The sequence below is a fragment of the Sphingomonas zeicaulis genome (assembly GCF_050433225.1).
Classification (GTDB): Bacteria; Pseudomonadota; Alphaproteobacteria; order Sphingomonadales; family Sphingomonadaceae; genus Sphingomonas_D; species Sphingomonas_D zeicaulis.
On the sequence record NZ_JBNPXQ010000008.1, the window covers coordinates 176,732 to 196,715 of the forward strand.

Sequence of the window (19,984 nt, forward strand, 5' to 3'; positions counted from 1 at the left end):
GAGGGAAGGGGCACGAGCCTAGCGCGGTTGAGCGTCAGCCAGAAGCATATCCTTATCCACAGGATATTCCCGACTTATCCACAGATCAGCTCAGCGCCGCCTTCACCGCCGCGCTCGCCTTGCTCATGTCGAGCGTGGTGCCATGGCGTTCCTTCAGCACCGCCATCACCCGGCCCATATCCTTTACCGAGCTCGCGCCCAGCTCCGTCTTGATCGCCTCGATCGCAGCGCGGGTCTCGGCCTCGTCCATCTGGCGGGGCAGGAAGCGTTCGATCACCACCACCTCGGCCTTCTCGACCTCGGCCAGTTCGGTGCGGCCGCCTTTCTCGTAAAGCTCGATCGATTCGCGGCGCTGCTTCACCATCTTCTGCAGCACCTCGACCACCAGCGCGTCGTCGTCCGCGGGGGCCTTGCCGGTGCGCGCCTCGATGTCGCGATTCTTGATGGCGGCCTGGATCAGGCGGATCGTCGCGGTGGACGGCTTGTCGCCGCCCTTCATCGCCGTCACGAGCGCGGCCTTGATGTCGTCCCGGATCATGGGTCTCTTTCGCATCTTGCAGGGAAACGATCCCCATAGCCGCGGCCCGCGCATTTTAATAGATTGACCCGCCGGAGGGCCGTCCCTACGTACCCCGCCGTTTGCCCGTCCGCAGTCATTATGAGGAGCGCCAGTCCATGGCCGAATACACTTCCGCGCGTCCACCTGAAGGAGCGACGGGAGTCCTCGTTTTGGCCGATGGTTCGGTGATCTGGGGGCGGGGTTTCGGTGCCGAGGGCGCCGCGGTGGGTGAGCTGTGCTTCAACACCGCGATGACGGGCTATCAGGAGGTGATGACCGATCCCTCCTACGCCGGGCAGATCGTGAACTTCACCTTCCCGCACATCGGCAATGTCGGCGCCAACGGCGACGATATCGAGGCGATCAATCCGCACGCGCTGGGCTGCGTCGTCCGCGAGGACGTCACCGACCCGAGCAATTTCCGCGCAGCCCAACATTTTGCGCAATGGATGGCGGTCAACGGTCGCATCGGTCTTTCCGGCATCGACACCCGCGCGCTGACCCGCACGATCCGCGTCAAGGGTGCTCCCAACGCGGTGATCGCGCACAGCGCCGCCGGTGAGTTCGACATCCCCGCGTTGCTCGAACAGGCGCGCGCCTGGCCTGGCCTCGAGGGCATGGACCTCGCCAAGGATGTCTCGACATTGCAGACCTATGCGTGGGACGACGGGCTGTGGACGCTGGGTCAAGGCTATGCCACCAGCAGCGCTAATCCCGAGGGTCCGCACGTCGTCGCGATCGACTATGGCTTGAAGCGCAATATATTGCGCAACCTCGTCGCCGCCGGTGCGCGGGTGACGGTGGTGCCCGCGACCGCGACGGTCGAAGACGTGCTGCGCCATGAGCCGGACGGCATCTTCCTCTCCAACGGCCCCGGCGATCCCGCCGCGACCGGCGAATATGCGGTGCCGGTGATCAAGGCGCTGCTGGAAATGGCTAAGCCGATCTTCGGCATCTGCCTCGGCCACCAGCTCCTCGGCATCGCGGCGGGCGCGAAGACGATCAAGATGCACCAGGGCCATCGCGGCGCGAACCATCCGGTGAAGCGCACCGACGACGGCCGCGTCGAGATCACCAGCATGAACCACGGTTTCGCGGTGGATGCGGATACGCTCCCCGCCAATGCCCGCCCGACTCACATCAGCCTGTTCGACGGCTCGCTCGCCGGCCTCGAACTGACCGACCGGCCGGCCTTCTCGGTGCAGTACCACCCAGAGGCGTCGCCAGGCCCGCAGGACAGCCATTATCTGTTCGAGAAGTTCGTGAATTCGCTCCGGTGAGGGACGGCGCCTCGCGCGCCCGCCTCGCTCATTCCCGTACGCTCTCGCTGAAGTGAACCAATAAGATGCCCAAACGCACCGACATCTCCTCCATCCTCGTCATCGGCGCCGGCCCGATCATCATCGGCCAGGCCTGCGAGTTCGACTATTCCGGCACCCAGGCCTGCAAGGCGCTGCGCGAGGAGGGCTACCGGATCATCCTGGTCAATTCCAACCCGGCGACGATCATGACCGATCCGGAGATGGCGGACGCGACCTATGTCGAGCCGATCACGCCCGAGATCGTCGCGCGCATCATCGAGAAGGAGCGCCCCGATGCGGTGCTGCCGACGATGGGCGGGCAGACCGCGCTCAACACCGCGCTGGCGCTGTTCCGCGACGGCACCTTGGAGAAGTATGGCGTCAAGATGATCGGCGCCGATGCCGAGGCGATCGACAAGGCCGAGGACCGGCTGAAGTTCCGCGACGCGATGGACAAGATCGGGCTTGAGAGCGCGCGTTCGCGCATCGCCCACACCATCGACGAGGCGATGGACGCGCTCGAATATACCGGCCTGCCGGCGATCATCCGCCCCAGCTTCACCATGGGCGGCACCGGCGGCGGCGTCGCCTACAACAAGGACGAGTTCCGCAACATCGTGACCGGCGGCCTCGCCGCATCCCCCACCACCGAGGTGCTGATCGAGGAATCGCTGCTCGGCTGGAAGGAGTATGAGATGGAGGTCGTGCGGGATCGCAACGACAACGCCATCATCATCTGTTCGATCGAGAATATCGATCCGATGGGCGTCCATACGGGTGATTCCATCACCGTCGCGCCGGCGCTGACGCTGACCGACAAGGAATATCAGATCATGCGCAACGCCAGCATCGCGGTGCTGCGCGAGATCGGCGTCGAAACGGGTGGCTCCAACGTCCAGTTCGCGGTCAATCCCAAGGATGGCCGCCTGATCGTGATCGAGATGAATCCGCGCGTCAGCCGCTCCTCGGCGCTGGCGTCGAAGGCCACCGGCTTCCCGATCGCCAAGGTCGCCGCCAAGCTGGCGGTGGGCTACACGCTCGACGAGATCGACAATGACATTACCGGCGCCACGCCGGCGTCGTTCGAGCCGACGATCGACTATGTCGTCACCAAGATCCCGCGCTTTGCATTCGAGAAGTTCAAGGGCGCCGAGAATGTGCTCGGCACCGCGATGAAATCGGTCGGCGAGGTCATGGCGATCGGCCGCAACATCCATGAGAGCCTGCAGAAGGCGCTGCGGGGGCTGGAAACCGGCCTCTCCGGCTTCAACCAGGTCGACCGGCTGGTGGGCGCGCCCAAGGACGACATCATCGCCGCGCTTTCCAAGCCGACGCCGGACCGGCTGCTGGTTGCCGCGCAGGCGCTGCGCGAGGGCCTGACTGTGGGCGAGATCCACGCGATCGCCAAGTTCGATCCCTGGTTCCTCGAGCGGCTGGCCGAGATCGTCGCCGCCGAGGAGCAGATCTGTCGCAACGGCCTGCCGCGTGACGCGGCGGCGATGCGCAAGCTCAAGGCGATGGGCTTCTCCGACAAGCGCCTCGCCTGGCTGGCGTTGCAATCCGCCAATGTCGCGCCGGGCATGGCGGGCGCACTGCCGCGCGGCTCGGGCCTCGTCCGTGACGCGGTGGTCGCGATGACCGGTGGGGTGACGGAAGCGGAAGTGCGCGCGCTGCGCCACAAGCTGGGCGTGCGCCCGGTGTTCAAGCGCATCGATACCTGCGCCGCCGAGTTCGAGGCGAAGACGCCCTACATGTACTCGACCTATGAGGCGCCGGTGTTCGGTGAGCCCGAGTGCGAGAGCATGCCTTCCAACCGCCGCAAGGTCGTGATCCTCGGCGGCGGCCCCAACCGCATCGGCCAGGGCATCGAGTTCGACTATTGCTGCGTCCACGCCTGCTTCGCGCTGGCGGACGCCGGGTTCGAGACCATCATGGTCAACTGCAACCCCGAAACCGTCTCCACCGACTATGACACGTCGGACCGCCTCTATTTCGAACCGCTGACCGCCGAGGACGTGCTGGAGATCCTGCACGTCGAGGCGAGCACGGGCGAGCTGGTGGGCGTGATCGTCCAGTTCGGCGGGCAGACCCCGCTGAACCTCGCCAAGGCGCTGGAAGAGGCCGGCATCCCGATCCTCGGCACCAGCCCAGACGCGATCGACCTGGCGGAAGACCGTGAGCGCTTCGCCGCGCTGGTCGAGAAGCTGGGCCTCAGGCAGCCGCTGAACGGCATCGCGCGCAGCCGCGACGAGGCGGTCGCGGTGGCGGAGCGCATCGGTTACCCGGTGCTGATGCGCCCGTCCTACGTGCTGGGCGGCCGTGCGATGGAGATCGTCGACGGCATCCAGCAGCTCGACGACTATATCCAGACCGCGGTGCAGGTGTCGGGCGAATCGCCCGTGCTGATCGACCAGTATCTGCGTGACGCGGTGGAAGTGGATGTCGACGCGATCCGCGACGGCACCGACGTCGTCGTCGCCGGGGTGATGCAGCATATCGAGGAAGCGGGCGTCCATTCGGGTGACAGCGCCTGCTCGCTGCCGCCCTACAGCCTTTCCGCCGAGATCGTGGCGGAGATCGAGCGGCAGACGGTGGCGCTGGCCAATGCGCTCAACGTCATCGGCCTGATGAACATCCAGTTCGCGGTGAAGGATGGCCAGGTCTATCTGATCGAGGTCAATCCGCGCGCCAGCCGCACCGTGCCCTTCGTCGCCAAGGCGGTGGGCAGCCCTATCGCCAAGATCGCGTCGCGGGTGATGGCGGGTGAGAAGCTCGCCAACCTGCCGGCGATCAACCGCGACGTGCCGCACATCGCGGTCAAGGAAGCGGTGTTCCCGTGGGGCCGCTTCCCCGGCGTCGATCCGGTGCTCTCGCCCGAGATGAAGTCGACCGGCGAGGTCATGGGCCTGGACCGCGATTTCGCCACCGCCTTCGCCAAGGCGCAGCTCGGTGCCGGGCTGGTGTTGCCTACCGAGGGCGCGGTGTTCGTCAGCGTCAAGGATGGCGACAAGCCGGTGATCCTGCCGGCGGTGCGCGAACTCGTCTCGCTCGGCTTCACCCTCGTCGCGACCGACGGCACCGCCGCCTATCTCGAGCAGCATGGCCTGCCGGTGGAGCGGGTCAACAAGGTGGCCGAGGGCCGGCCGCATATCGTTGACCGGATGATCGACGGCGGTATCGCGCTGGTGTTCAACACCACCGAGGGCTGGCAGTCTCTGAAGGACAGCCAGTCGATCCGCGCGACCGCCGTGACGGGGAAGATTCCCTATTTCACCACGGCGGCGGCGAGCGTCGCTGCAACCCGCGCGATTGCGGCGCTGCAACAGCAGCCCCTTGAAGTACGCCCCTTGCAGTCATATTATTCTCTTTCGCACGGCTGATCCCGAAATTTCAGTTCAAGCCGAGGGCGCCTCTTCAGGGAGGGGCGCCGAAAGTGGGTTTTTGACGAGGAAGAATTTTAATGGCGACCGTCGACAAGCTGCCGATGCTGGCCGAGGGCCAGCGGATGCTCAACGACGAGCTTGGCCGGCTGCGCGCCGAGCGCCCGCTGATCATCGACGCGATCGAGGAAGCGCGGGCGCACGGTGACCTTTCGGAAAACGCCGAATATCACGCTGCCAAGGAGCGCCAGGGCCAGATCGAGGCAATGATCGCCGACATAGAGGACAAGCTCAGCCGCGCGCAGGTGATCGATCCGACAGAACTGAGCGGTGATAAGGTCGTGTTCGGCGCGACGGTGACCCTGCTGGACGAGGATGATCATCCGATCACCTACCAGCTCGTCGGCCAGACCGAGGCGGACGCGAAGACCGGCCGGATTTCGTATAATTCGCCGCTGGGCCGCGCGCTGATCGGTCGGCAGGTGGGCGATGAGGTCGAGGTGACGGTGCCGTCGGGCGACCGCTACTACGTCGTCGACAAGATCGAGTTCAAGTAAGGGACCAAGGCGCCGCGGTGTTGTCCTCCCCGGAACGGGGAGGGGGACCACGCGCTCGGCGCGTGGTGCTGCCGAGGCAGCCGATCCCACTGCCGTTCAAGCGATTAAGTCGGGGCCGGCCCCTCCACCACTGGCTTCGCCAGCGGTCGCCCTCCGCGACGCTGCCCGCCGGGGCGGACAATTCGGCCTGAGCCCAAAACCATCGCGCACAAACGAAAGCAGGAGCGGCGAGCCTAAGCCCGCCGCTCCAACATCTGCTGTGCAAATGATTCTCTCCCTAAACCGCGCCAGGGAAGCGACCAGAGATCAGCTCTTGCTGGGCTCCAGCACGTCCGGCTCGAGCAGGCGGTGGAGGTGGACGACGACATACTTCATCTCGGCGTCGTCCACGGTGCGCTGTGCCGCGCCCCGCCAGGCCTTTTCAGCGCTGTTATAATCGGGGAAAAAGCCGACCACGTCGAGCGACGAGAGGTCGGCGAAGTCGAGGGTCTGGGGGTCCTTGACGCGACCGCCGAAAACGAGATGGATCTTGCTCATAGCGGACTGACTAGCAGCCCGCCGTGACGCAGCAAAGTCCGCCGTTCAGACCGCCGCGCCGAACACGCGTGCGAAAATGGTATCCACATGCTTGAAATGGTAATCGAGGTCGAACTTCTCCTCGATTTCCTGCTCGCCGAGCGCCGCGGTGACCTCGGGGTCGGCCTTGAGCAGGTCGAGCAGCGAGAGTTCGCCGTCCGAATCCCACACCTTCATCGCGTTGCGCTGGACAAGTCGATACGCGTCCTCGCGGCTCACGCCGGCCTGGGTCAGCGCCAGCAGCACCCGCTGCGAATGGACGAGGCCGCCCATCCGATCGAGATTCTTCTGCATCCGCACCGGGTAGACGACGAGCTTGTCGACGACGCCGGTCAGGCGCGCGAGCGCGAAGTCGAGCGTGATCGTGGCGTCGGGGCCGATATAGCGCTCGACCGAGGAGTGGCTGATGTCGCGCTCATGCCATAGCGCCACATTCTCCAGCGCCGGGGTGACATAGCCACGCACCATGCGGGCGAGGCCGGTGAGGTTCTCGGTCAGCACCGGGTTGCGCTTGTGCGGCATCGCCGACGAGCCCTTCTGGCCGGGCGAGAAATATTCCTCGGCCTCGAGCACCTCGGTTCGCTGCAGATGGCGGATCTCGGTGGCAAGGCGCTCGATCGAGCTGGCGATGACGCCGAGCGTGGCGAAATACATCGCATGGCGATCACGCGGGATCACCTGCGTCGAAACCGGCTCCACCGTCAGCCCCATCTTCTCCGCGACATGCGCCTCGACGCGCGGATCGATGTTGGCGAAGGTGCCGACCGCGCCGGAGATCGCGCAGGTGGCGACGTCTGCGCGCGCGGCGATCAGGCGGTCGCGGTTGCGCGCAAATTCGGCATAGGCCTGCGCCAGCTTGAGGCCGAAGGTGACCGGCTCGGCATGGATGCCGTGGCTGCGGCCGATCGTCGGGGTCAGCCTGTGCTCATAGGCGCGCCGCTTGATCACCTCGAGAAGCTTGTCGAGATCCTCCAGCAGGATGTCGGTGGCCCGCGCGAGTTGCACCGCGAGGCAGGTGTCGAGCACGTCGCTGCTGGTCATGCCCTGGTGCATGAAGCGCGCCTCGGGTCCGACATGCTCCGCGACGTTGGTGAGGAAGGCGATCACGTCATGCTTCACCTCGGCCTCGATCGCATCGATGCGATCTACCTCGAACGCGCCGCGTTCCCAGATCGCCGCGGCCGCTTCCTTCGGCACCACGCCCAGTTCGGCGAGCGCGTCGGTGGCGTGCGCCTCGATCTCGAACCAGATGCGGAACTTCGCTTCGGGCGCCCAGAGCGCGGTCATGGCCGGGCGGCTGTAACGGGAAATCATGGTCGAGACCTTGTGGCAGGAGGAGAGGTCGATCGGGCAGGCCGACGCGGCGAGCCGCGCGCTAGCAGAGATGAACCGAGCCGGCAACCGAGTCGCGTGTGGAACGGACTTGCCGCTGTCAGGGTTAATTACTTACAGTTTCGGTATCCCTTCACTGCCGAAGCGACGCGAAATTAACAGGAGTATTCTGTATGCTACGTTATGCTCTTCTGGCCAGCGCTCTTGCCTTTTCTGCTCCGGTACTTGCGCAGGAAATGACGCCGCAGTCGGCTGATCCTGCGACCGCGGCGGCTACCGCCCCGCAGACCACGCCGGAGGCGGCTGCACCGCAGGAAGCTGCCCCGGCAGCGCCCGCTGCGACAGCGCAGCCGACGTCGGTCGCCGAAATCGTGAAGGCCGAGTTCCCGGCCTATGACAAGGACAGCACCGGCGATCTCAGCAAGGACGAATTCAGCACCTGGCTGATCGCGCTCAAGACCAAGTCGGATCCGAGCGCCGCTGCCGACCAGACCGCGCTCAGCACCTGGGCGGGTCAGGCCTTCGCCCAGGCGGATGCCGACAAGAGTGCGGCGGTGACCCAGACCGAATTGACGAGTTTCCTCGGCGGCTGACGCAACAGCCCTTTCGGGGTCGCAGGGAAAGGCGGACCGGTTTCCGGTCCGCCTTTTCTTTTTTGGCGTACGCCGCCGCTAGATCAGCCCGAGCGCCCGCATGCTGGCATGGCCCTGCGTGCCGATGATGACATGATCATGCACCTGGATGTCCATCCGCCGCCCCGCCTCGATGATGTCGCGGGTAAGGGTGATGTCCGCGCGGCTCGGTTGCGGGTCGCCGCTAGGGTGGTTGTGGACCAGGATCAGCGCGCTCGATCCCAGTTCGATCGCGCGGCGAATCACCTCGCGAACATGCACCGCTGCCTGGTCGATCGAACCTTCGCTCATCAGTTCGTCGCGAATCAGCATGTTCTTGGCGTTGAGATGGAGCACGCGAACGCGCTCGATCGCGCTATGCGCCATATCGACATGGAGATAGTCGAGCAGTGCCTGCCAATTGGAGAGGATCGGCCGTGCTTCCGCGGTGCTTCGCAGCATGCGCGCGGCGACCGCATTGACGATCTTGAGCGCGGCAATCGAACTGTCGCCGATGCCGCTTACCCGGCGCAGCGATTCGGCATCGGCGGCGAACAGCGAGCCAAGGCCGCCGAATTCGGCAAGCAGCCGTTTGGCATGTGGTTTGGTGTCGATCCGCGGCATCGCCAGCGCGAGCAGATATTCGACCAATTCATGGTCGAGCAGCCCATCGGCATCGGCGAGCAGCCTGCCGCGCAAGCGCGCGCGATGGCCTTCGCCATCCTTGCGTTCGGGCTTTTCGCCGCCTTGCCCCTTCGTTTCTCCCACATCGCCAGCCTTATGGGAGCGGGCGGGCCGCGTCCACCGCTCGAAATGTGGCAAGCGACGGCATTCCGCAGCAGGCGCTCATTCGGCGGCAAACGCATTGTGTTGCCACCGACGAACCATATCCTTAGGCCCGCGTTGTGGGCGCATGATTGGGAGCCGGCGGGAAGGATGACCATATCGGAGCCTTCTTCCGCGGAGCGGCGATGACCGCCGTGTTGCGCCGGACGTTGCTGCTGGTCTTTGCGCTCCTGCTGGTGGCGCTGGCGGTTCTGTGGTTCCAGCGCAAGCCGATCGCCCGCAACTATATCGATGCCGAATTGGCGCGCCGCGGCGTGCGCGGCAGCTACGACCTCGTCGAACTCGCCCCGGGGCGGCAGCGCATCGAGCATCTGGTGCTCGGCGATCCGGCGCAACCGGACCTGACCGCGGACTGGGCGGAACTACGCATCACCTATCGGCTCGGCACGCCGCGCATCGCGGAGATACGCGCCAGCGGGGTGCGACTGCGCGGCCGGATCGTCAACGGAACGCTCTCGCTGGGTGATCTCGACAAGCTGATGCCGGCGCCCAGCGGTGCGCCCTTTAGCCTGCCAGATCTGCGCGTGATGCTGCAGGATGCCCGGATGCGGCTCGATGCGCCGACCGGGCCGATTGGGCTGAAGCTCGATGGCAGCGGCAATCTGCGCAACGGCTTTCGCGGCCGGCTGGCGGCGGTTGCGCCGCGACTCGCGATTGCCGGCTGCACGCTCGCGCGGACGACCGCCTATGTCGATCTCAAGATCGTCGATCGCAGCCCGGCGCTGAGCGGCCCGGTGCGCACCGACACGCTCGATTGCCCCGCTTTGGCGCTACGCACCGGCCATGCGGATCTTCGTATCACCGCGGCGTTGTCCGAGGCGCTGGATGCCTGGTCGGGCGACGCGCGGCTGGCAATGGTGGCGGCGCGCTATGCGGATATTCGCGCGGCGCGAATCGGTGGCAAGCTGGATTTCGGCGGCAAGGCCGCGCGGACGCACGGCATGCTGCGCCTGACCGCGGCGCAAATCACAGCCCCCCAGGGGGCGGTGCGTGATTTCGGGATCGATGGCGATTATGAGTTCGCCGGCGATCGGCTGCGCTTCAACGGCGGGGCGGGCGCGGCGTCCGCCCGGCTCGCGGATGCGACAATTGCGCAACTGCGCGGCATTGGCGCCGGCGCGGCCGGTACGCCGGCGGGGCCGCTGGCAAGCGCGCTAGGCACTGCGCTTGCCAACGCCGCGCGTGAAGCCGCAGTCGATGCGCGGCTGTCATTGGCGTTTGGGCCGGATGGCGGCGCGGTCACGCTTTCGCGGTTGGCGCTCGACAGCGCGAGCGGCGCGCGGCTTGAGTTGAACGATGGGGCGGGCGTGCAGTTGCGCTGGCCGCAGGGCGATGCGCGCATCGATGGCGTGCTCGGCATCGGCGGCGGCGGGCTGCCCAACGGGGAGATCCGGCTGGCGCAGGCCAGCCCCGGCGGGCCGCTGACCGGCGAGGCGCGCTTCGCGCCCTATGCCGCCGGCGGTGCGAAGCTGACATTGGCGCCCATTACCTTCTCCGCGCTGCCGGACGGCGCCCGCTTCGAGACGCGGATCACGCTGGATGGGCCACTGGCCGACGGCCGCGTGGAAGGGCTGAGCCTGCCGGTCAGCGGGCTGATCGACACGCGCGGAAATCTGGTGGTCAATCGCGCCTGTGCGCCGCTCGATTGGCGTTCGGTCAGCGCCGCGGGGCTGGTGCTGCGCCCGGCGCGGCTTGGGCTGTGCCCGGTTGAAGGCGGCGCACTGCTGGTGCTGACCGGCGGCCGGCTGCGCGGCGGCGCCTCGATCAATGCGCCGCGGCTCGCCGGGCGGCTGGGCAGCAGCCCGGTGACATTGGCGGCGAGCGGCGCGCGGGTGAAGCTGGGCGACGGCACGCTGGGGCTGTCTGATATCGCGGTGCGGCTCGGCGATGCGGACAGCCAGACCCGGCTCGACATCGGTCGGCTCGATGGCCGAATCGATGGCGGTGGGCTCGCCGGCACCTTCGCTGCACTTTCCGGGAAGATCGGCGCGATTCCGCTGCTTGTCTCCGAGGGGGAGGGCAAATGGCGGCTGCGCAATGGAATATTGGGGCTGGGCGCCGCGTTGCGCGTCGACGACGAAGCCACCCCCCCGCGATTCCAGCCGCTACGTTCGCCCGATTTCGTATTGGTGCTGGCCAATGGCGAAATAGCGGCGGGGGGCACCCTGGTCGAACCCAAGAACGGCTCGACGGTGACGAAGGTGACGATCGATCACCGCCTGTCGACCGGCACCGGCCGTGCCGCGCTCGACGTGCCGGGTATCACCTTTGGCGAAAAATTGCAGCCTGAGGAACTGACGACGTTGACGCTGGGCGTTATCGCCAATGTACGCGGCACGGTCAGCGGGCAGGGCCGGATCGACTGGTCGCCCAAAGGTGTAACCAGCGGCGGCACCTTCCGCACCACTGATACCGCGCTCGCTGCGGCATTCGGCCCTGTTAGCGGTCTCACGGGGGAGGTCCGCTTCACCGATCTTCTCGCGCTGGAGACCGCGCCGGGGCAACTGGTGCGGATCGGTGAGGCCAATCCCGGTGTTGCGGTGAACGATGGCGAAATCCGTTACCAACTGCTCGCCGGGCAGCGGGTAAAGATCGAAAGCGGGCGCTGGCCGTTCGCGGGCGGCGAACTGATCCTCGACCCGGATACCATCGACCTGTCCGCGCCCGAGCGACGGCTAACCTTCCGTGTCGTCGGGCTCGATGCCGGGCCCTTCATCAACAAGTTCGAATTCGACAACCTCAATGCGTCGGGCAAGTTCGATGGCGTGCTGCCGATGATCTTCGATCAACAGGGCGGCCGCATCGAGGGCGGCTATCTCAAGGTGCGCGAGGAGGGCGGCACGCTGTCCTACATCGGCGAGGTCAGCAATGCGGACCTCAACTTCTTCGCCAAGATCGCGTTCGATGCGCTGAAATCGATTCGCTACAAAAGGCTGACGATCGGCCTCAACGGCGCAATCGATGGCGAACTTGTTAGCGATATCCGGTTCGATGGCGTCAACCAGCAGGGTATCGAGAAAGGGAAGGGCGGGCTGTTCGAACAGATCCTCGGCCGTCAGTTCATCTTCAATATCAAGATCAAGGCGCCGTTCCGCGGGCTGATGACCACCGCAAAATCGTTCTACGACCCTTCCATCCTCGTGCGCGACGCCCTGCCGCCGGGCGCGGTGCCGGCCGACAATGCCGATCCTGCCGACACACCAGTGACGGCACCGGCACCGGCTGTTCCTGCGGGCGGCCAGCCAAAGGTCGAAGGCGTTCAGCCAAAGGAAAGCGATTCCATGCCATGAAGCGTTCGATATTGACGAGCAAGCGATGCGGTGCGACCCGTCCGGCGATGGCATGGATCGATTTGGCGGTACGCGCCGCAACCCTCGGCGGCCTGGTGGTCGCGGTCCCGGGATGCATCCAGGTGACCGCGCCCGAAAAGCCGATCGAGATAAACCTGAACATCAACGTCAAGCAGGAGGTTCTCGTGAAGCTCCAGCAGGACGCCGAGAAACTCATCGAGGACAATCCGGAGCTGTTCCCGCAATGACCAACAGGACGATCATCACGGCCGTGGCAGGCATCGCGCTGGCGATGGCGGCGGGTATCGGCGGCATCGCCTATGCGCAGTCGGGCGCCGTCGCCGCGGCGATTTCCGCCGGCACGGTCGGCGAGCAGGCCGACGGCTATCTGGGCGTACGCGGAACGGTGGGTGCGGATGTGCGCGCCGAGGTCGAATCGATCAACATCAAGCGGCGCGATGCCTACACCGATCTGGCCGCCAAGCGCGGCGTGAGCGTGGCCGCGGCGGCCGCCGCCACCGGCTGCCGCACCTTGGCGACCCGTGTGGGGCCGGGGCAGGCCTATCGCCTGCTCGACGGCACATGGCAGGTGCGTGCAGGAAGCGCGCCGGTGCAGTTGCCGGCCAACTGCCCGGCCTGAACGGCGCGGAGCGGGCGACGGGCTTGGCCTGCTGGCACCGCTCGGGCTCGATGCGCAGGGCTTGGTCCCTGGCATGGTTGACTCGGGCTGGCTCGCTACCTAAACGGGCCGCGCCTTGGCGGGTTCACTCGTCGTTCATGTCTCGTGAAGCTTCAGGCTGCCTAGGCGCCGGGAGGGGAGAACATGGCGAAAGACGAACCCGGGCAGGACCCCCGCGACGGCGGCGATGCACGGCTCGAGGCGCTGGACAAGCGGCTCAGGCAGGCAAAGCATGACGAAGCGGTCAGGACTGGCGAAACGCAAAAGGGGGCGGACGAGAATTATCGTCTCGGCAACCGCGTTCTCGCCGAACTGATCGGGGGGATTGCCGGCGGCGCGCTGATCGGGTGGGTCATTGACCGTTTCGCCGGCACGTCGCCATGGGGTCTGCTGGTGGTGATGGCCCTCGGGATCATCGTCTCCTTCAGGAACATCATCAGGATTTCGAACCAGCGCTCGAAGTGATTTCGGGCGCTTTGGTCGCAGGGATTGGGGTAGCCAAGTGGCCGAACAGGGCAAAGTAGACCCGATGCACCAGTTCACGATCGAGCCGTTGTTCGGCACCGATCACTGGAACATCGCGGGTCACAACATCGCCTTCACCAACTCGGCACTGTGGATGGTGATCACCGTCGCGGTGCTGTGGGTGTTCATGCTGGGTGGCATGAAGCGCGCGCTGGTCCCCGGCCGCTGGCAGATGGCGGTCGAGAGCATGACCGGCTTCATCGATTCGATGCTGTCGGCCAATGTCGGGCCGAAGGGGCGCAAATATGTGCCCTACATCTTCTCGCTGTTCATGTTCATCCTGTTCGCCAACCTGCTCGGCCTGCTGCCGCTGGGCCTGGTCGGCGTCCATCCGTTCACGATCACGAGCCATTTTACGCTCACCGGCGTGCTCGCGATCATGAGCTTCTCGATCGTTCTGATCGTCGGCTTCTGGCGCCATGGCCTGCACTTCTTCTCGCTGTTCGTGCCGCACGGCACGCCGGTGTGGCTGCTGTGGCTGATCCCGATCATCGAGCTCATCTCGTTCCTCGTCCGTCCGTTCAGCCTCGGCCTGCGACTGTTCGTCGCGATGATGGCCGGCCACGTGCTGCTCGAGGTGCTCTCCAGCTTCGTCATCGACAGCGCCAATGCCGGCCTGATGTTCGGCATTCCGATCGGCGGCGCCAGCTTCATCCTGATGGTTGCAATCTGCGCCCTGGAGATCCTGGTTGCCGGCATCCAGGCCTATGTCTTCGCGCTGCTCACGTCGCTCTATCTGAACGACGCCGAGAACCTGCACTGAGCCGTTCCGACTTTTTTCTCGTCAACTGAATTTACCAAGGGAGTTTTACATGATGGACGCAGAAGCCGCCAAGCTGATCGGTGCTGGTCTCGCTGCGATCGGCGCCGGCATGGCCGCCATCGGTGTGGGTAACGTGTTCGGTTCGTTCCTCGAGAGCGCGCTGCGCAATCCGGAAGCCGCCGACGGCCAGCAGGGCCGCCTGTTCATCGGCTTCGCCGCCGCCGAGCTTCTCGGTCTGCTGGCGTTCGTCGTTGCGATGATCCTGATCTTCGTCGCTTAACGACGTCTTTTACCCCGCCGCCCGGCCCCAGTGGGTCGGGCGGCAGGACAGGAATCGAGGCACGATGCCCCAGATAGCCCAGCTCGCCGCCACCTATTCGTCGCAGATCTTCTGGGTGCTGTTGACGTTCGGCTTCGTCTTCTTCGTCATCGGCCTCGGCATGGTGCCGAAGATCCAGGCGACGGTTGACCAGCGCGACCGCCAGATCGCCGGAGACCTTGCTGCGGCCGACGCCGCGCGCAAGGCGGCGGACGAGCGGGACGAGGCGTATCGCGCCAAGGCCGAAGCCAACCGTGCCGAGGCGCTGAAGCTCACCCAGGCCGCCAAGGCCGAGGCGGCGGCAGCGTCCGAGGCGAAGATCGCCGCGGGCGACGCCCAGAACGAGGCGACCATCGCCGCGGCCGAGGCGCGCATCCGTGCCGCGACCGATGCGGCGCTCGGCGAGATCGAGACTGTTGCGGCCGAAGCCGCGCAGGAGATGGTCGCACGGCTCTCCGGCGTGCCGGTGAGCGCTGACGAAGCGACCCAGGCAGTGAAGGCAGCGATGAATCATGGCTGAGACGCTTTCTCCCGGCTCGGCGGAAGTGGCCGCGAACCTGTCGCACGCCGACACGGCCGAGGGCCTGCACACCGGCACCGAATCGCATGGTGGGGCTCACGCCGAGCCGTCCGCGCTGGGGCTGAGCCCGAGCGCCTGGGTGGCGCTGTCGATGACGGTGTTCATCCTCATCCTGCTGTGGAAGCGGGTGCCGGCGCTGTTCGCTCGCGGCCTCGATGGCAGGATCGCGGCGATCCGCAGCCAGCTCGACGAAGCCAAGGCCCTGCGTGCCGAGGCCGAGGCGCTGCGCGCCGAATATGATGCCAAGCTGAAGGCCGCCGAGGCCGAAGCCGCATCGATGCGCAGCCACGCCGAAGCCGAAGCGAAGCAGATCCTCGCCGACGCCGAAGCGGCGGCGCAGGACCTGACCCAGCGTCGCGCCAGGATGGCGGAAGACAAGATCGCCGCCGCCGAGCGTAGCGCGATCTCCGACGTCCGCGCCAAGGCGGCGAGTGCGGCTGCGGCTGCGGCTGCGGCACTGATCGCGGCCAAGCATGACGCTGGCGCGGATCGCGCACTGGTCGATCAGACCATCGCCGGGATCGGGACGCGACTGAACTGAGGTTCGCCCGGCCCGTTACGGGCTAAGAAAAAGGGCGCCGTTCCGATGGGAACGGCGCCCTTTTTCGTGTGTGCGGTTTTTGAGAAGTGCAATCTTCGCCCCTTCCCCTCCAGGGGAGGGGTTGGGGTGGGGAAGCGTCGACGGGGGCTCAATGCTCCCGGCGAGGCTATTTTCCGGCGTTGCCGGAAGCTCGCTGCGCTCGCCTCCACCCCAACCCCTCCTCTGGAGAGGAGGGGCTGAGAATTGCCTCAGCCCATCAGCTTGGGGAAGAAGCCTTCATGCGCCGCGCGCAGGTCGGCGAGCGCCACGGCACCGCCGGCAACCGCCACGGTATCACCCCCGGTCGTCCCGATGCGAGCCACGGCAACGCCCGTTGCAGCCACCGCATCCGGATCCTTGGTCGTCACCACATAACGCGCCTGATCCTCGCCGAACGCGGCCGCGGCGGTATCCAGCCCGGTCAGTTCGGCGCCGATCCCGCCCGCCAGCGCCATCTCGGCCACTGCGACCAGCGCGCCGCCGTCGGAGACGTCGTGGACCGCGGTCAGCGTGCCGTTGAGGATGAGGTCGCGCACGATCGCGCCGGTGGCCTTCTCGGCCGCGAGGTCGACAGGCGGCGGCGGGCCGTCTTCACGGCCGTGGATCTCGCGGAGCCAGATCGACTGGCCGAGATGGCTGGTGTCGCCGCCGACGAGCAGGATCGCCTCGCCCGCGCCCTTGAACGCGATCGTGGCCGACTTCGACCAGTCCGCAAGCAGGCCGATGCCGCCGATCGCCGGGGTCGGCAGGATCGCCGATCCGGTGCCGTCGTCATTCTTGGTCTCGTTGTAGAGCGAGACGTTGCCGCTCACGATCGGGAAGTCGAGCGCCGCGCAGGCTTCCGCCATGCCCTCGATGCAGCCGACGAACTGGCCCATGATCTCGGGCCGCTGCGGGTTGCCGAAGTTCATGCAGTCGGTGGTCGCGAGCGGCACGGCGCCGACCGCGGTGATGTTGCGCCAGCATTCGGCGATCGCCTGCTTGCCGCCCTCGAACGGGTCTGCATAGCAATAGCGCGGCGTGCAGTCGGTGCTGATCGCCAGGCCCTTGTCGGTGCCGTGGACGCGCACCACCGCGGCGTCGCCGCCGGGCCGCTGCACCGTGTCCGCGCCGACCATGTGGTCGTACTGCTCCCAGATCCAGCGCCGCGAGGCGATGTCCGGCGAACCCATCAGGCGGACGAGATCGGCGGCAATGTCGGTCGAGGCCGGCACGTCGGCGAGCGGCGCCGGCGCCGGCGTCTTCACATGCGGACGGTCATAGCAGGGGGCGTCGTCGGCGAGCGGGCCGAGCGGGATGTCGCACACCGTCTCGCCGCCATGCACCAGCACCATGCGGCCGCTGTCGGTGACTTCGCCGATCACCGCGAAATCCAGTTCCCACTTGCGGAAGATCGCCTCGGCCTCGGGCTCGCGGCCGGGCTTCAGCACCATCAGCATGCGCTCCTGCGATTCGGAGAGCATCATCTCATAGGCGGTCATACCGGTTTCGCGCTGCGGCACCTTGTCCATGTCGAGCAGCAGGCCGACGCCGCCCTTGGAGGCCATCTCGACCGAGGACGAGGTGAGGCCGGCGGCGCCCATGTCCTGGATCGCCACGATCGCGTCCGACGCCATCAATTCGAGGCAGGCCTCGATCAGCAACTTTTCGGTGAACGGATCGCCCACCTGCACGGTCGGGCGCTTCTCTTCCGAATCCTCGGAGAAGTCGGCCGAGGCCATGGTCGCGCCGTGGATGCCGTCGCGCCCGGTCTTGGAGCCGACATAGACGATCGGATTGCCGACGCCCGAGGCGGCCGAATAGAAGATCTTGTCGGTCTGGGCGACGCCCACCGTCATCGCGTTGACGAGGATGTTGCCGTCATAGGCGCGGTGGAAATTCACCTCGCCGCCCACCGTCGGGACGCCCACGCAATTGCCATAGCCGCCGATGCCGCTGACGACGCCGGCGATCAGGTGGCGCATCTTGGGATGGTCCGGCCGGCCGAAGCGCAGCGCGTTCATGTTGGCGACGGGGCGTGCGCCCATCGTGAACACGTCGCGCAAGATGCCGCCGACGCCGGTCGCCGCACCCTGATAGGGCTCGATGTAGGACGGGTGGTTGTGGCTCTCCATCTTGAAGATGGCGGCCTGGCCATCGCCGATATCGACCACGCCGGCATTCTCGCCGGGGCCGCAGATGACCTGCGGACCGGTGGTCGGCAGCTTCTTCAGGTGGATGCGCGAGCTTTTGTAGCTGCAATGCTCGGACCACATCACCGAGAAGATGCCGAGCTCGGTCAAATTGGGCTCCCGCCCGAGCGCGTTCAGGACGCGCTGATATTCTTCCTCGGACAAGCCATGTTCGGCGACGATCGCGGGCGTGATCTGGGTCATGCGCGTGCCCTTAGCCGGGTGCGCGCGGGGTTGCTAGGCCCGGAAACAGCGGCGGGGCACTGGCGTTATCCTGATGACGGATGACAGGAGACGCGCATGAGCATGATGGCCGCGATGTTGATGATGGCGAGCGCAGGCACCGCCGCCGCGCCGGTGACCGGCGATTTCGACCGGGACGGCACGCCGGATGTGGCCGAGATTGAGGATGCGCCCGGCGGCGGCAAGCAACTTGTCGTAAAGCCGGGCCGTGAAGGCGCCTTGCCGCTGGTGGTGGCGTTGATCGACCAGCCCGAGACCTTCCATTTCGGCAAGGCCACGCCCGGCACCTATGCCACGGCCTGCGGCAAGGGGCTGGGGCCGGTGGGTGAGCCATGCCCGCGCAGCGCGGTGGCGGTTGAAGGCGATACTTTGCGCTTCGGCACCGATGAAGCATCGGAAGCGGTGGCGATCTGGACGGGCACCGCGTTCGAGCGGGTTTGGCTTTCCGACTGATCCGCGAGCGCAACGATCACTGATTCACTTGCGCTATACTGTCGCAAAAGCGTAACGCGCCGCTTTCATCGACCGCCCACGTAGAAAGCCCAGAGAGATTCGCCAGATTGCCGCCTTGCCGTACCGCGCCGATGGCGGCGCGATCGATGCGCCGGTGCGGGTTCTGCTGGTCACCTCGCGGGAGAGCAAGCGCTGGGTGATCCCCAAGGGCAATCAGGCGAGCGGCTATAGCCCGCACGCCGCCGCCGCGCTGGAAGCGGAGGAGGAAGCCGGCGTCCGCGGGGCGGTTTGTCCGACGGCGCTGGGCTCCTATCGCTATCGCAAGAAACGCCGCAACGGCGCCTCGCTGATGATCGACGTGGACGTGTTTCCGCTCGCGGTCAGCAGCGAACTCGGCATGTGGAAGGAACAAGGGCAGCGCGAGCGCCGCTGGTTCACCCTGGCCGACGCGGCGGACGCGGTCGACGAACCCGATCTCAGCGATCTCATTCGCTCGTTCAACCAGGCCGAGTTCCGCTCGGCGGCGCGGCGCACCGGCATCTTGCAGACGGTCGCCGGCAAATCGAAGGTCAGTCACATGTTCGCGTGGTTCCAGCGGCTCCTGCCGAAGACCGGCAATTTCTTCGAGCTGTTCGAGGCGCACGCCGCGACCGTGGTCGCCGCCGCCGACGCGATGGCGCGGCTGCTGCACGATGGCAATGCCGACCATATCCGCGAAGTGGTCGAGCGCGAGGATGATGCCGACAACATCACGCGCGAAATGCTGCGCACTGTGCGCGAGACCTTCCTGACGCCGTTCGATCGCGGCGCGATCAGCAGCCTGATCGGCTCGCTGGACGATGCGATCGATGAGATGCACGCCACGGTGATGGCGATCGACCTCTATGAGGTGAGGGAATTCGATCGGGAAATGAAGGATATGGCCGCGATCATCATCGATGCGGCCCGGCTGGTCGCGGAAGCGATGCCGCTGCTGCGCGATGTCGGCCGCAACGGCGCGCGCCTGCACGAGCTGACCGAACGGCTGATCCGCATGGAGGCGCATGCCGACGAGATCCACGCCATCGGCGTGAAGCATGCCTTCAAGGCGCATGGCGGTGGCGACACGATGCGCTTCATCGTTTCGCGCGAAATCTACAAGCATCTGGAGCGCATCGTCGACGCGTTCGAGGATGTCGCCAACGAGATCGACGGCATCGTCATCGATCACGCCTGACCG

General features: G+C 66.3%; 19 protein-coding genes. 14 read left to right on the forward strand and 5 right to left on the reverse strand.

The window, feature by feature from the left end:
* Window positions 1–85: 85 nt before the first annotated feature.
* Window positions 86–538: a GatB/YqeY domain-containing protein gene (locus FHS96_RS22865; RefSeq protein ID WP_429597407.1), complete on the reverse strand. Its 453-nt coding sequence runs from the start codon at window positions 536–538 to the stop codon at window positions 86–88.
* A gap of 137 nt (window positions 539–675) precedes the next feature.
* Here FHS96_RS22865 and carA point away from each other — a divergent pair, with 137 nt between their 5' ends.
* The 3 genes from carA to greA all read left to right on the forward strand — a co-directional run bounded on the left by carA (window position 676) and on the right by greA (window position 5,797).
* Window positions 676–1,839: a glutamine-hydrolyzing carbamoyl-phosphate synthase small subunit gene (carA, locus tag FHS96_RS22870; RefSeq protein ID WP_429597409.1), complete on the forward strand. Its 1,164-nt coding sequence runs from the start codon at window positions 676–678 to the stop codon at window positions 1,837–1,839.
* A 65-nt stretch (window positions 1,840–1,904) separates the two neighbouring features.
* Window positions 1,905–5,240 (forward strand): carbamoyl-phosphate synthase large subunit, encoded by a 3,336-nt coding sequence (carB, locus tag FHS96_RS22875; RefSeq protein WP_429597412.1) that lies wholly within the window; start codon window positions 1,905–1,907, stop codon window positions 5,238–5,240.
* Between the two features lie 80 nt (window positions 5,241–5,320).
* The gene (greA, locus tag FHS96_RS22880) at window positions 5,321–5,797 is read left to right on the forward strand and encodes a transcription elongation factor GreA (RefSeq protein ID WP_429597415.1); all 477 of its coding nucleotides are present in this window, start codon (window positions 5,321–5,323) and stop codon (window positions 5,795–5,797) included.
* Between the two features lie 306 nt (window positions 5,798–6,103).
* On the opposite strand, the gene FHS96_RS22885 is transcribed toward greA, so the two are convergent.
* Together FHS96_RS22885 and purB are read right to left on the reverse strand one after the other, a co-directional pair.
* Entirely contained in the window at window positions 6,104–6,334 is a 231-nt protein-coding gene (locus FHS96_RS22885; protein ID WP_429597418.1) for a DUF4170 domain-containing protein, read from the reverse strand.
* 45 nt (window positions 6,335–6,379) lie between these two features.
* Window positions 6,380–7,687, reverse strand: coding sequence for an adenylosuccinate lyase (gene purB / locus FHS96_RS22890; protein WP_429597421.1), 1,308 nt, complete (start codon window positions 7,685–7,687; stop codon window positions 6,380–6,382).
* Between the two features lie 254 nt (window positions 7,688–7,941).
* On the opposite strand from purB, the gene FHS96_RS22895 reads away from it, so the two are divergent.
* A complete protein-coding gene (locus tag FHS96_RS22895; RefSeq protein WP_429597424.1) occupies window positions 7,942–8,298 on the forward strand; it encodes an EF-hand domain-containing protein in 357 nt (118 codons plus the stop codon).
* A 78-nt stretch (window positions 8,299–8,376) separates the two neighbouring features.
* Here the strand turns inward: FHS96_RS22895 and radC are convergent, their stop codons facing one another.
* Window positions 8,377–9,084, reverse strand: a complete 708-nt coding sequence (radC, locus tag FHS96_RS22900; RefSeq protein ID WP_429597427.1) for a RadC family protein — start codon at window positions 9,082–9,084, stop codon at window positions 8,377–8,379.
* Window positions 9,085–9,287: 203 nt separating this feature from the next.
* Between radC and FHS96_RS22905 the strand changes: the two genes are divergently transcribed.
* The 8 genes from FHS96_RS22905 to FHS96_RS22940 all read left to right on the forward strand — a co-directional run bounded on the left by FHS96_RS22905 (window position 9,288) and on the right by FHS96_RS22940 (window position 15,859).
* Window positions 9,288–12,452 carry an intermembrane phospholipid transport YdbH family protein gene (locus FHS96_RS22905; protein ID WP_429597430.1) on the forward strand — a complete coding sequence of 1,055 codons (3,165 nt, stop codon included), beginning with the start codon at window positions 9,288–9,290 and terminating at the stop codon, window positions 12,450–12,452.
* A 47-nt stretch (window positions 12,453–12,499) separates the two neighbouring features.
* Complete coding sequence (locus FHS96_RS22910; RefSeq protein WP_429597848.1) at window positions 12,500–12,700, forward strand: YnbE family lipoprotein; 201 nt, start codon at window positions 12,500–12,502, stop codon at window positions 12,698–12,700.
* Window positions 12,697–13,092 carry a YdbL family probable chaperone protein gene (locus tag FHS96_RS22915; protein ID WP_429597433.1) on the forward strand — a complete coding sequence of 132 codons (396 nt, stop codon included), beginning with the start codon at window positions 12,697–12,699 and terminating at the stop codon, window positions 13,090–13,092. The genes FHS96_RS22910 and FHS96_RS22915 overlap by 4 nt, the downstream gene beginning before the upstream one ends.
* A 183-nt stretch (window positions 13,093–13,275) precedes the next feature.
* Window positions 13,276–13,596: an AtpZ/AtpI family protein gene (locus tag FHS96_RS22920; protein ID WP_429597437.1), complete on the forward strand. Its 321-nt coding sequence runs from the start codon at window positions 13,276–13,278 to the stop codon at window positions 13,594–13,596.
* 64 nt (window positions 13,597–13,660) lie between these two features.
* The gene (locus FHS96_RS22925) at window positions 13,661–14,419 is read left to right on the forward strand and encodes a F0F1 ATP synthase subunit A (RefSeq protein WP_488168729.1); all 759 of its coding nucleotides are present in this window, start codon (window positions 13,661–13,663) and stop codon (window positions 14,417–14,419) included.
* 52 nt (window positions 14,420–14,471) lie between these two features.
* Entirely contained in the window at window positions 14,472–14,699 is a 228-nt protein-coding gene (locus tag FHS96_RS22930) for a F0F1 ATP synthase subunit C (RefSeq protein WP_025290219.1), read from the forward strand.
* A 64-nt stretch (window positions 14,700–14,763) separates the two neighbouring features.
* Window positions 14,764–15,258, forward strand: coding sequence for a F0F1 ATP synthase subunit B family protein (locus tag FHS96_RS22935; RefSeq protein ID WP_429597443.1), 495 nt, complete (start codon window positions 14,764–14,766; stop codon window positions 15,256–15,258).
* Entirely contained in the window at window positions 15,251–15,859 is a 609-nt protein-coding gene (locus tag FHS96_RS22940) for a F0F1 ATP synthase subunit B family protein (RefSeq protein ID WP_429597446.1), read from the forward strand. Before FHS96_RS22935 ends, FHS96_RS22940 begins: the two co-directional genes overlap by 8 nt.
* 248 nt (window positions 15,860–16,107) lie before the next feature.
* Here the strand turns inward: FHS96_RS22940 and purL are convergent, their stop codons facing one another.
* Window positions 16,108–18,273 carry a phosphoribosylformylglycinamidine synthase subunit PurL gene (gene purL, locus FHS96_RS22945; RefSeq protein WP_429597449.1) on the reverse strand — a complete coding sequence of 722 codons (2,166 nt, stop codon included), beginning with the start codon at window positions 18,271–18,273 and terminating at the stop codon, window positions 16,108–16,110.
* A 96-nt stretch (window positions 18,274–18,369) separates the two neighbouring features.
* Here purL and FHS96_RS22950 point away from each other — a divergent pair, with 96 nt between their 5' ends.
* Both FHS96_RS22950 and FHS96_RS22955 read left to right on the forward strand, forming a co-directional pair.
* Window positions 18,370–18,765 carry a hypothetical protein gene (locus FHS96_RS22950; RefSeq protein WP_429597452.1) on the forward strand — a complete coding sequence of 132 codons (396 nt, stop codon included), beginning with the start codon at window positions 18,370–18,372 and terminating at the stop codon, window positions 18,763–18,765.
* Window positions 18,766–18,880: 115 nt separating this feature from the next.
* Window positions 18,881–19,981 (forward strand): DUF47 family protein, encoded by a 1,101-nt coding sequence (locus FHS96_RS22955; protein ID WP_429597455.1) that lies wholly within the window; start codon window positions 18,881–18,883, stop codon window positions 19,979–19,981.
* Window positions 19,982–19,984: the final 3 nt, after the last annotated feature.

What these genes read in the sequence shown, in the direction of transcription:
- FHS96_RS22865 (WP_429597407.1), bottom strand. Translation starts at nt 538, where the DNA reads ATGATCCGGGACGACATCAAGGCCGCGCTCGTGACGGCGATGAAGGGC.
- carA (WP_429597409.1), top strand. Translation starts at nt 676, where the DNA reads ATGGCCGAATACACTTCCGCGCGTCCACCTGAAGGAGCGACGGGAGTC.
- carB (WP_429597412.1), top strand. Translation starts at nt 1,905, where the DNA reads ATGCCCAAACGCACCGACATCTCCTCCATCCTCGTCATCGGCGCCGGC.
- greA (WP_429597415.1), top strand. Translation starts at nt 5,321, where the DNA reads ATGGCGACCGTCGACAAGCTGCCGATGCTGGCCGAGGGCCAGCGGATG.
- FHS96_RS22885 (WP_429597418.1), bottom strand. Translation starts at nt 6,334, where the DNA reads ATGAGCAAGATCCATCTCGTTTTCGGCGGTCGCGTCAAGGACCCCCAG.
- purB (WP_429597421.1), bottom strand. Translation starts at nt 7,687, where the DNA reads ATGATTTCCCGTTACAGCCGCCCGGCCATGACCGCGCTCTGGGCGCCC.
- FHS96_RS22895 (WP_429597424.1), top strand. Translation starts at nt 7,942, where the DNA reads ATGACGCCGCAGTCGGCTGATCCTGCGACCGCGGCGGCTACCGCCCCG.
- FHS96_RS22905 (WP_429597430.1), top strand. Translation starts at nt 9,288, where the DNA reads ATGACCGCCGTGTTGCGCCGGACGTTGCTGCTGGTCTTTGCGCTCCTG.
- FHS96_RS22910 (WP_429597848.1), top strand. Translation starts at nt 12,500, where the DNA reads ATGGCATGGATCGATTTGGCGGTACGCGCCGCAACCCTCGGCGGCCTG.
- FHS96_RS22915 (WP_429597433.1), top strand. Translation starts at nt 12,697, where the DNA reads ATGACCAACAGGACGATCATCACGGCCGTGGCAGGCATCGCGCTGGCG.
- FHS96_RS22920 (WP_429597437.1), top strand. Translation starts at nt 13,276, where the DNA reads ATGGCGAAAGACGAACCCGGGCAGGACCCCCGCGACGGCGGCGATGCA.
- FHS96_RS22925 (WP_488168729.1), top strand. Translation starts at nt 13,661, where the DNA reads ATGCACCAGTTCACGATCGAGCCGTTGTTCGGCACCGATCACTGGAAC.
- FHS96_RS22930 (WP_025290219.1), top strand. Translation starts at nt 14,472, where the DNA reads ATGGACGCAGAAGCCGCCAAGCTGATCGGTGCTGGTCTCGCTGCGATC.
- FHS96_RS22935 (WP_429597443.1), top strand. Translation starts at nt 14,764, where the DNA reads ATGCCCCAGATAGCCCAGCTCGCCGCCACCTATTCGTCGCAGATCTTC.
- FHS96_RS22940 (WP_429597446.1), top strand. Translation starts at nt 15,251, where the DNA reads ATGGCTGAGACGCTTTCTCCCGGCTCGGCGGAAGTGGCCGCGAACCTG.
- purL (WP_429597449.1), bottom strand. Translation starts at nt 18,273, where the DNA reads ATGACCCAGATCACGCCCGCGATCGTCGCCGAACATGGCTTGTCCGAG.
- FHS96_RS22950 (WP_429597452.1), top strand. Translation starts at nt 18,370, where the DNA reads ATGAGCATGATGGCCGCGATGTTGATGATGGCGAGCGCAGGCACCGCC.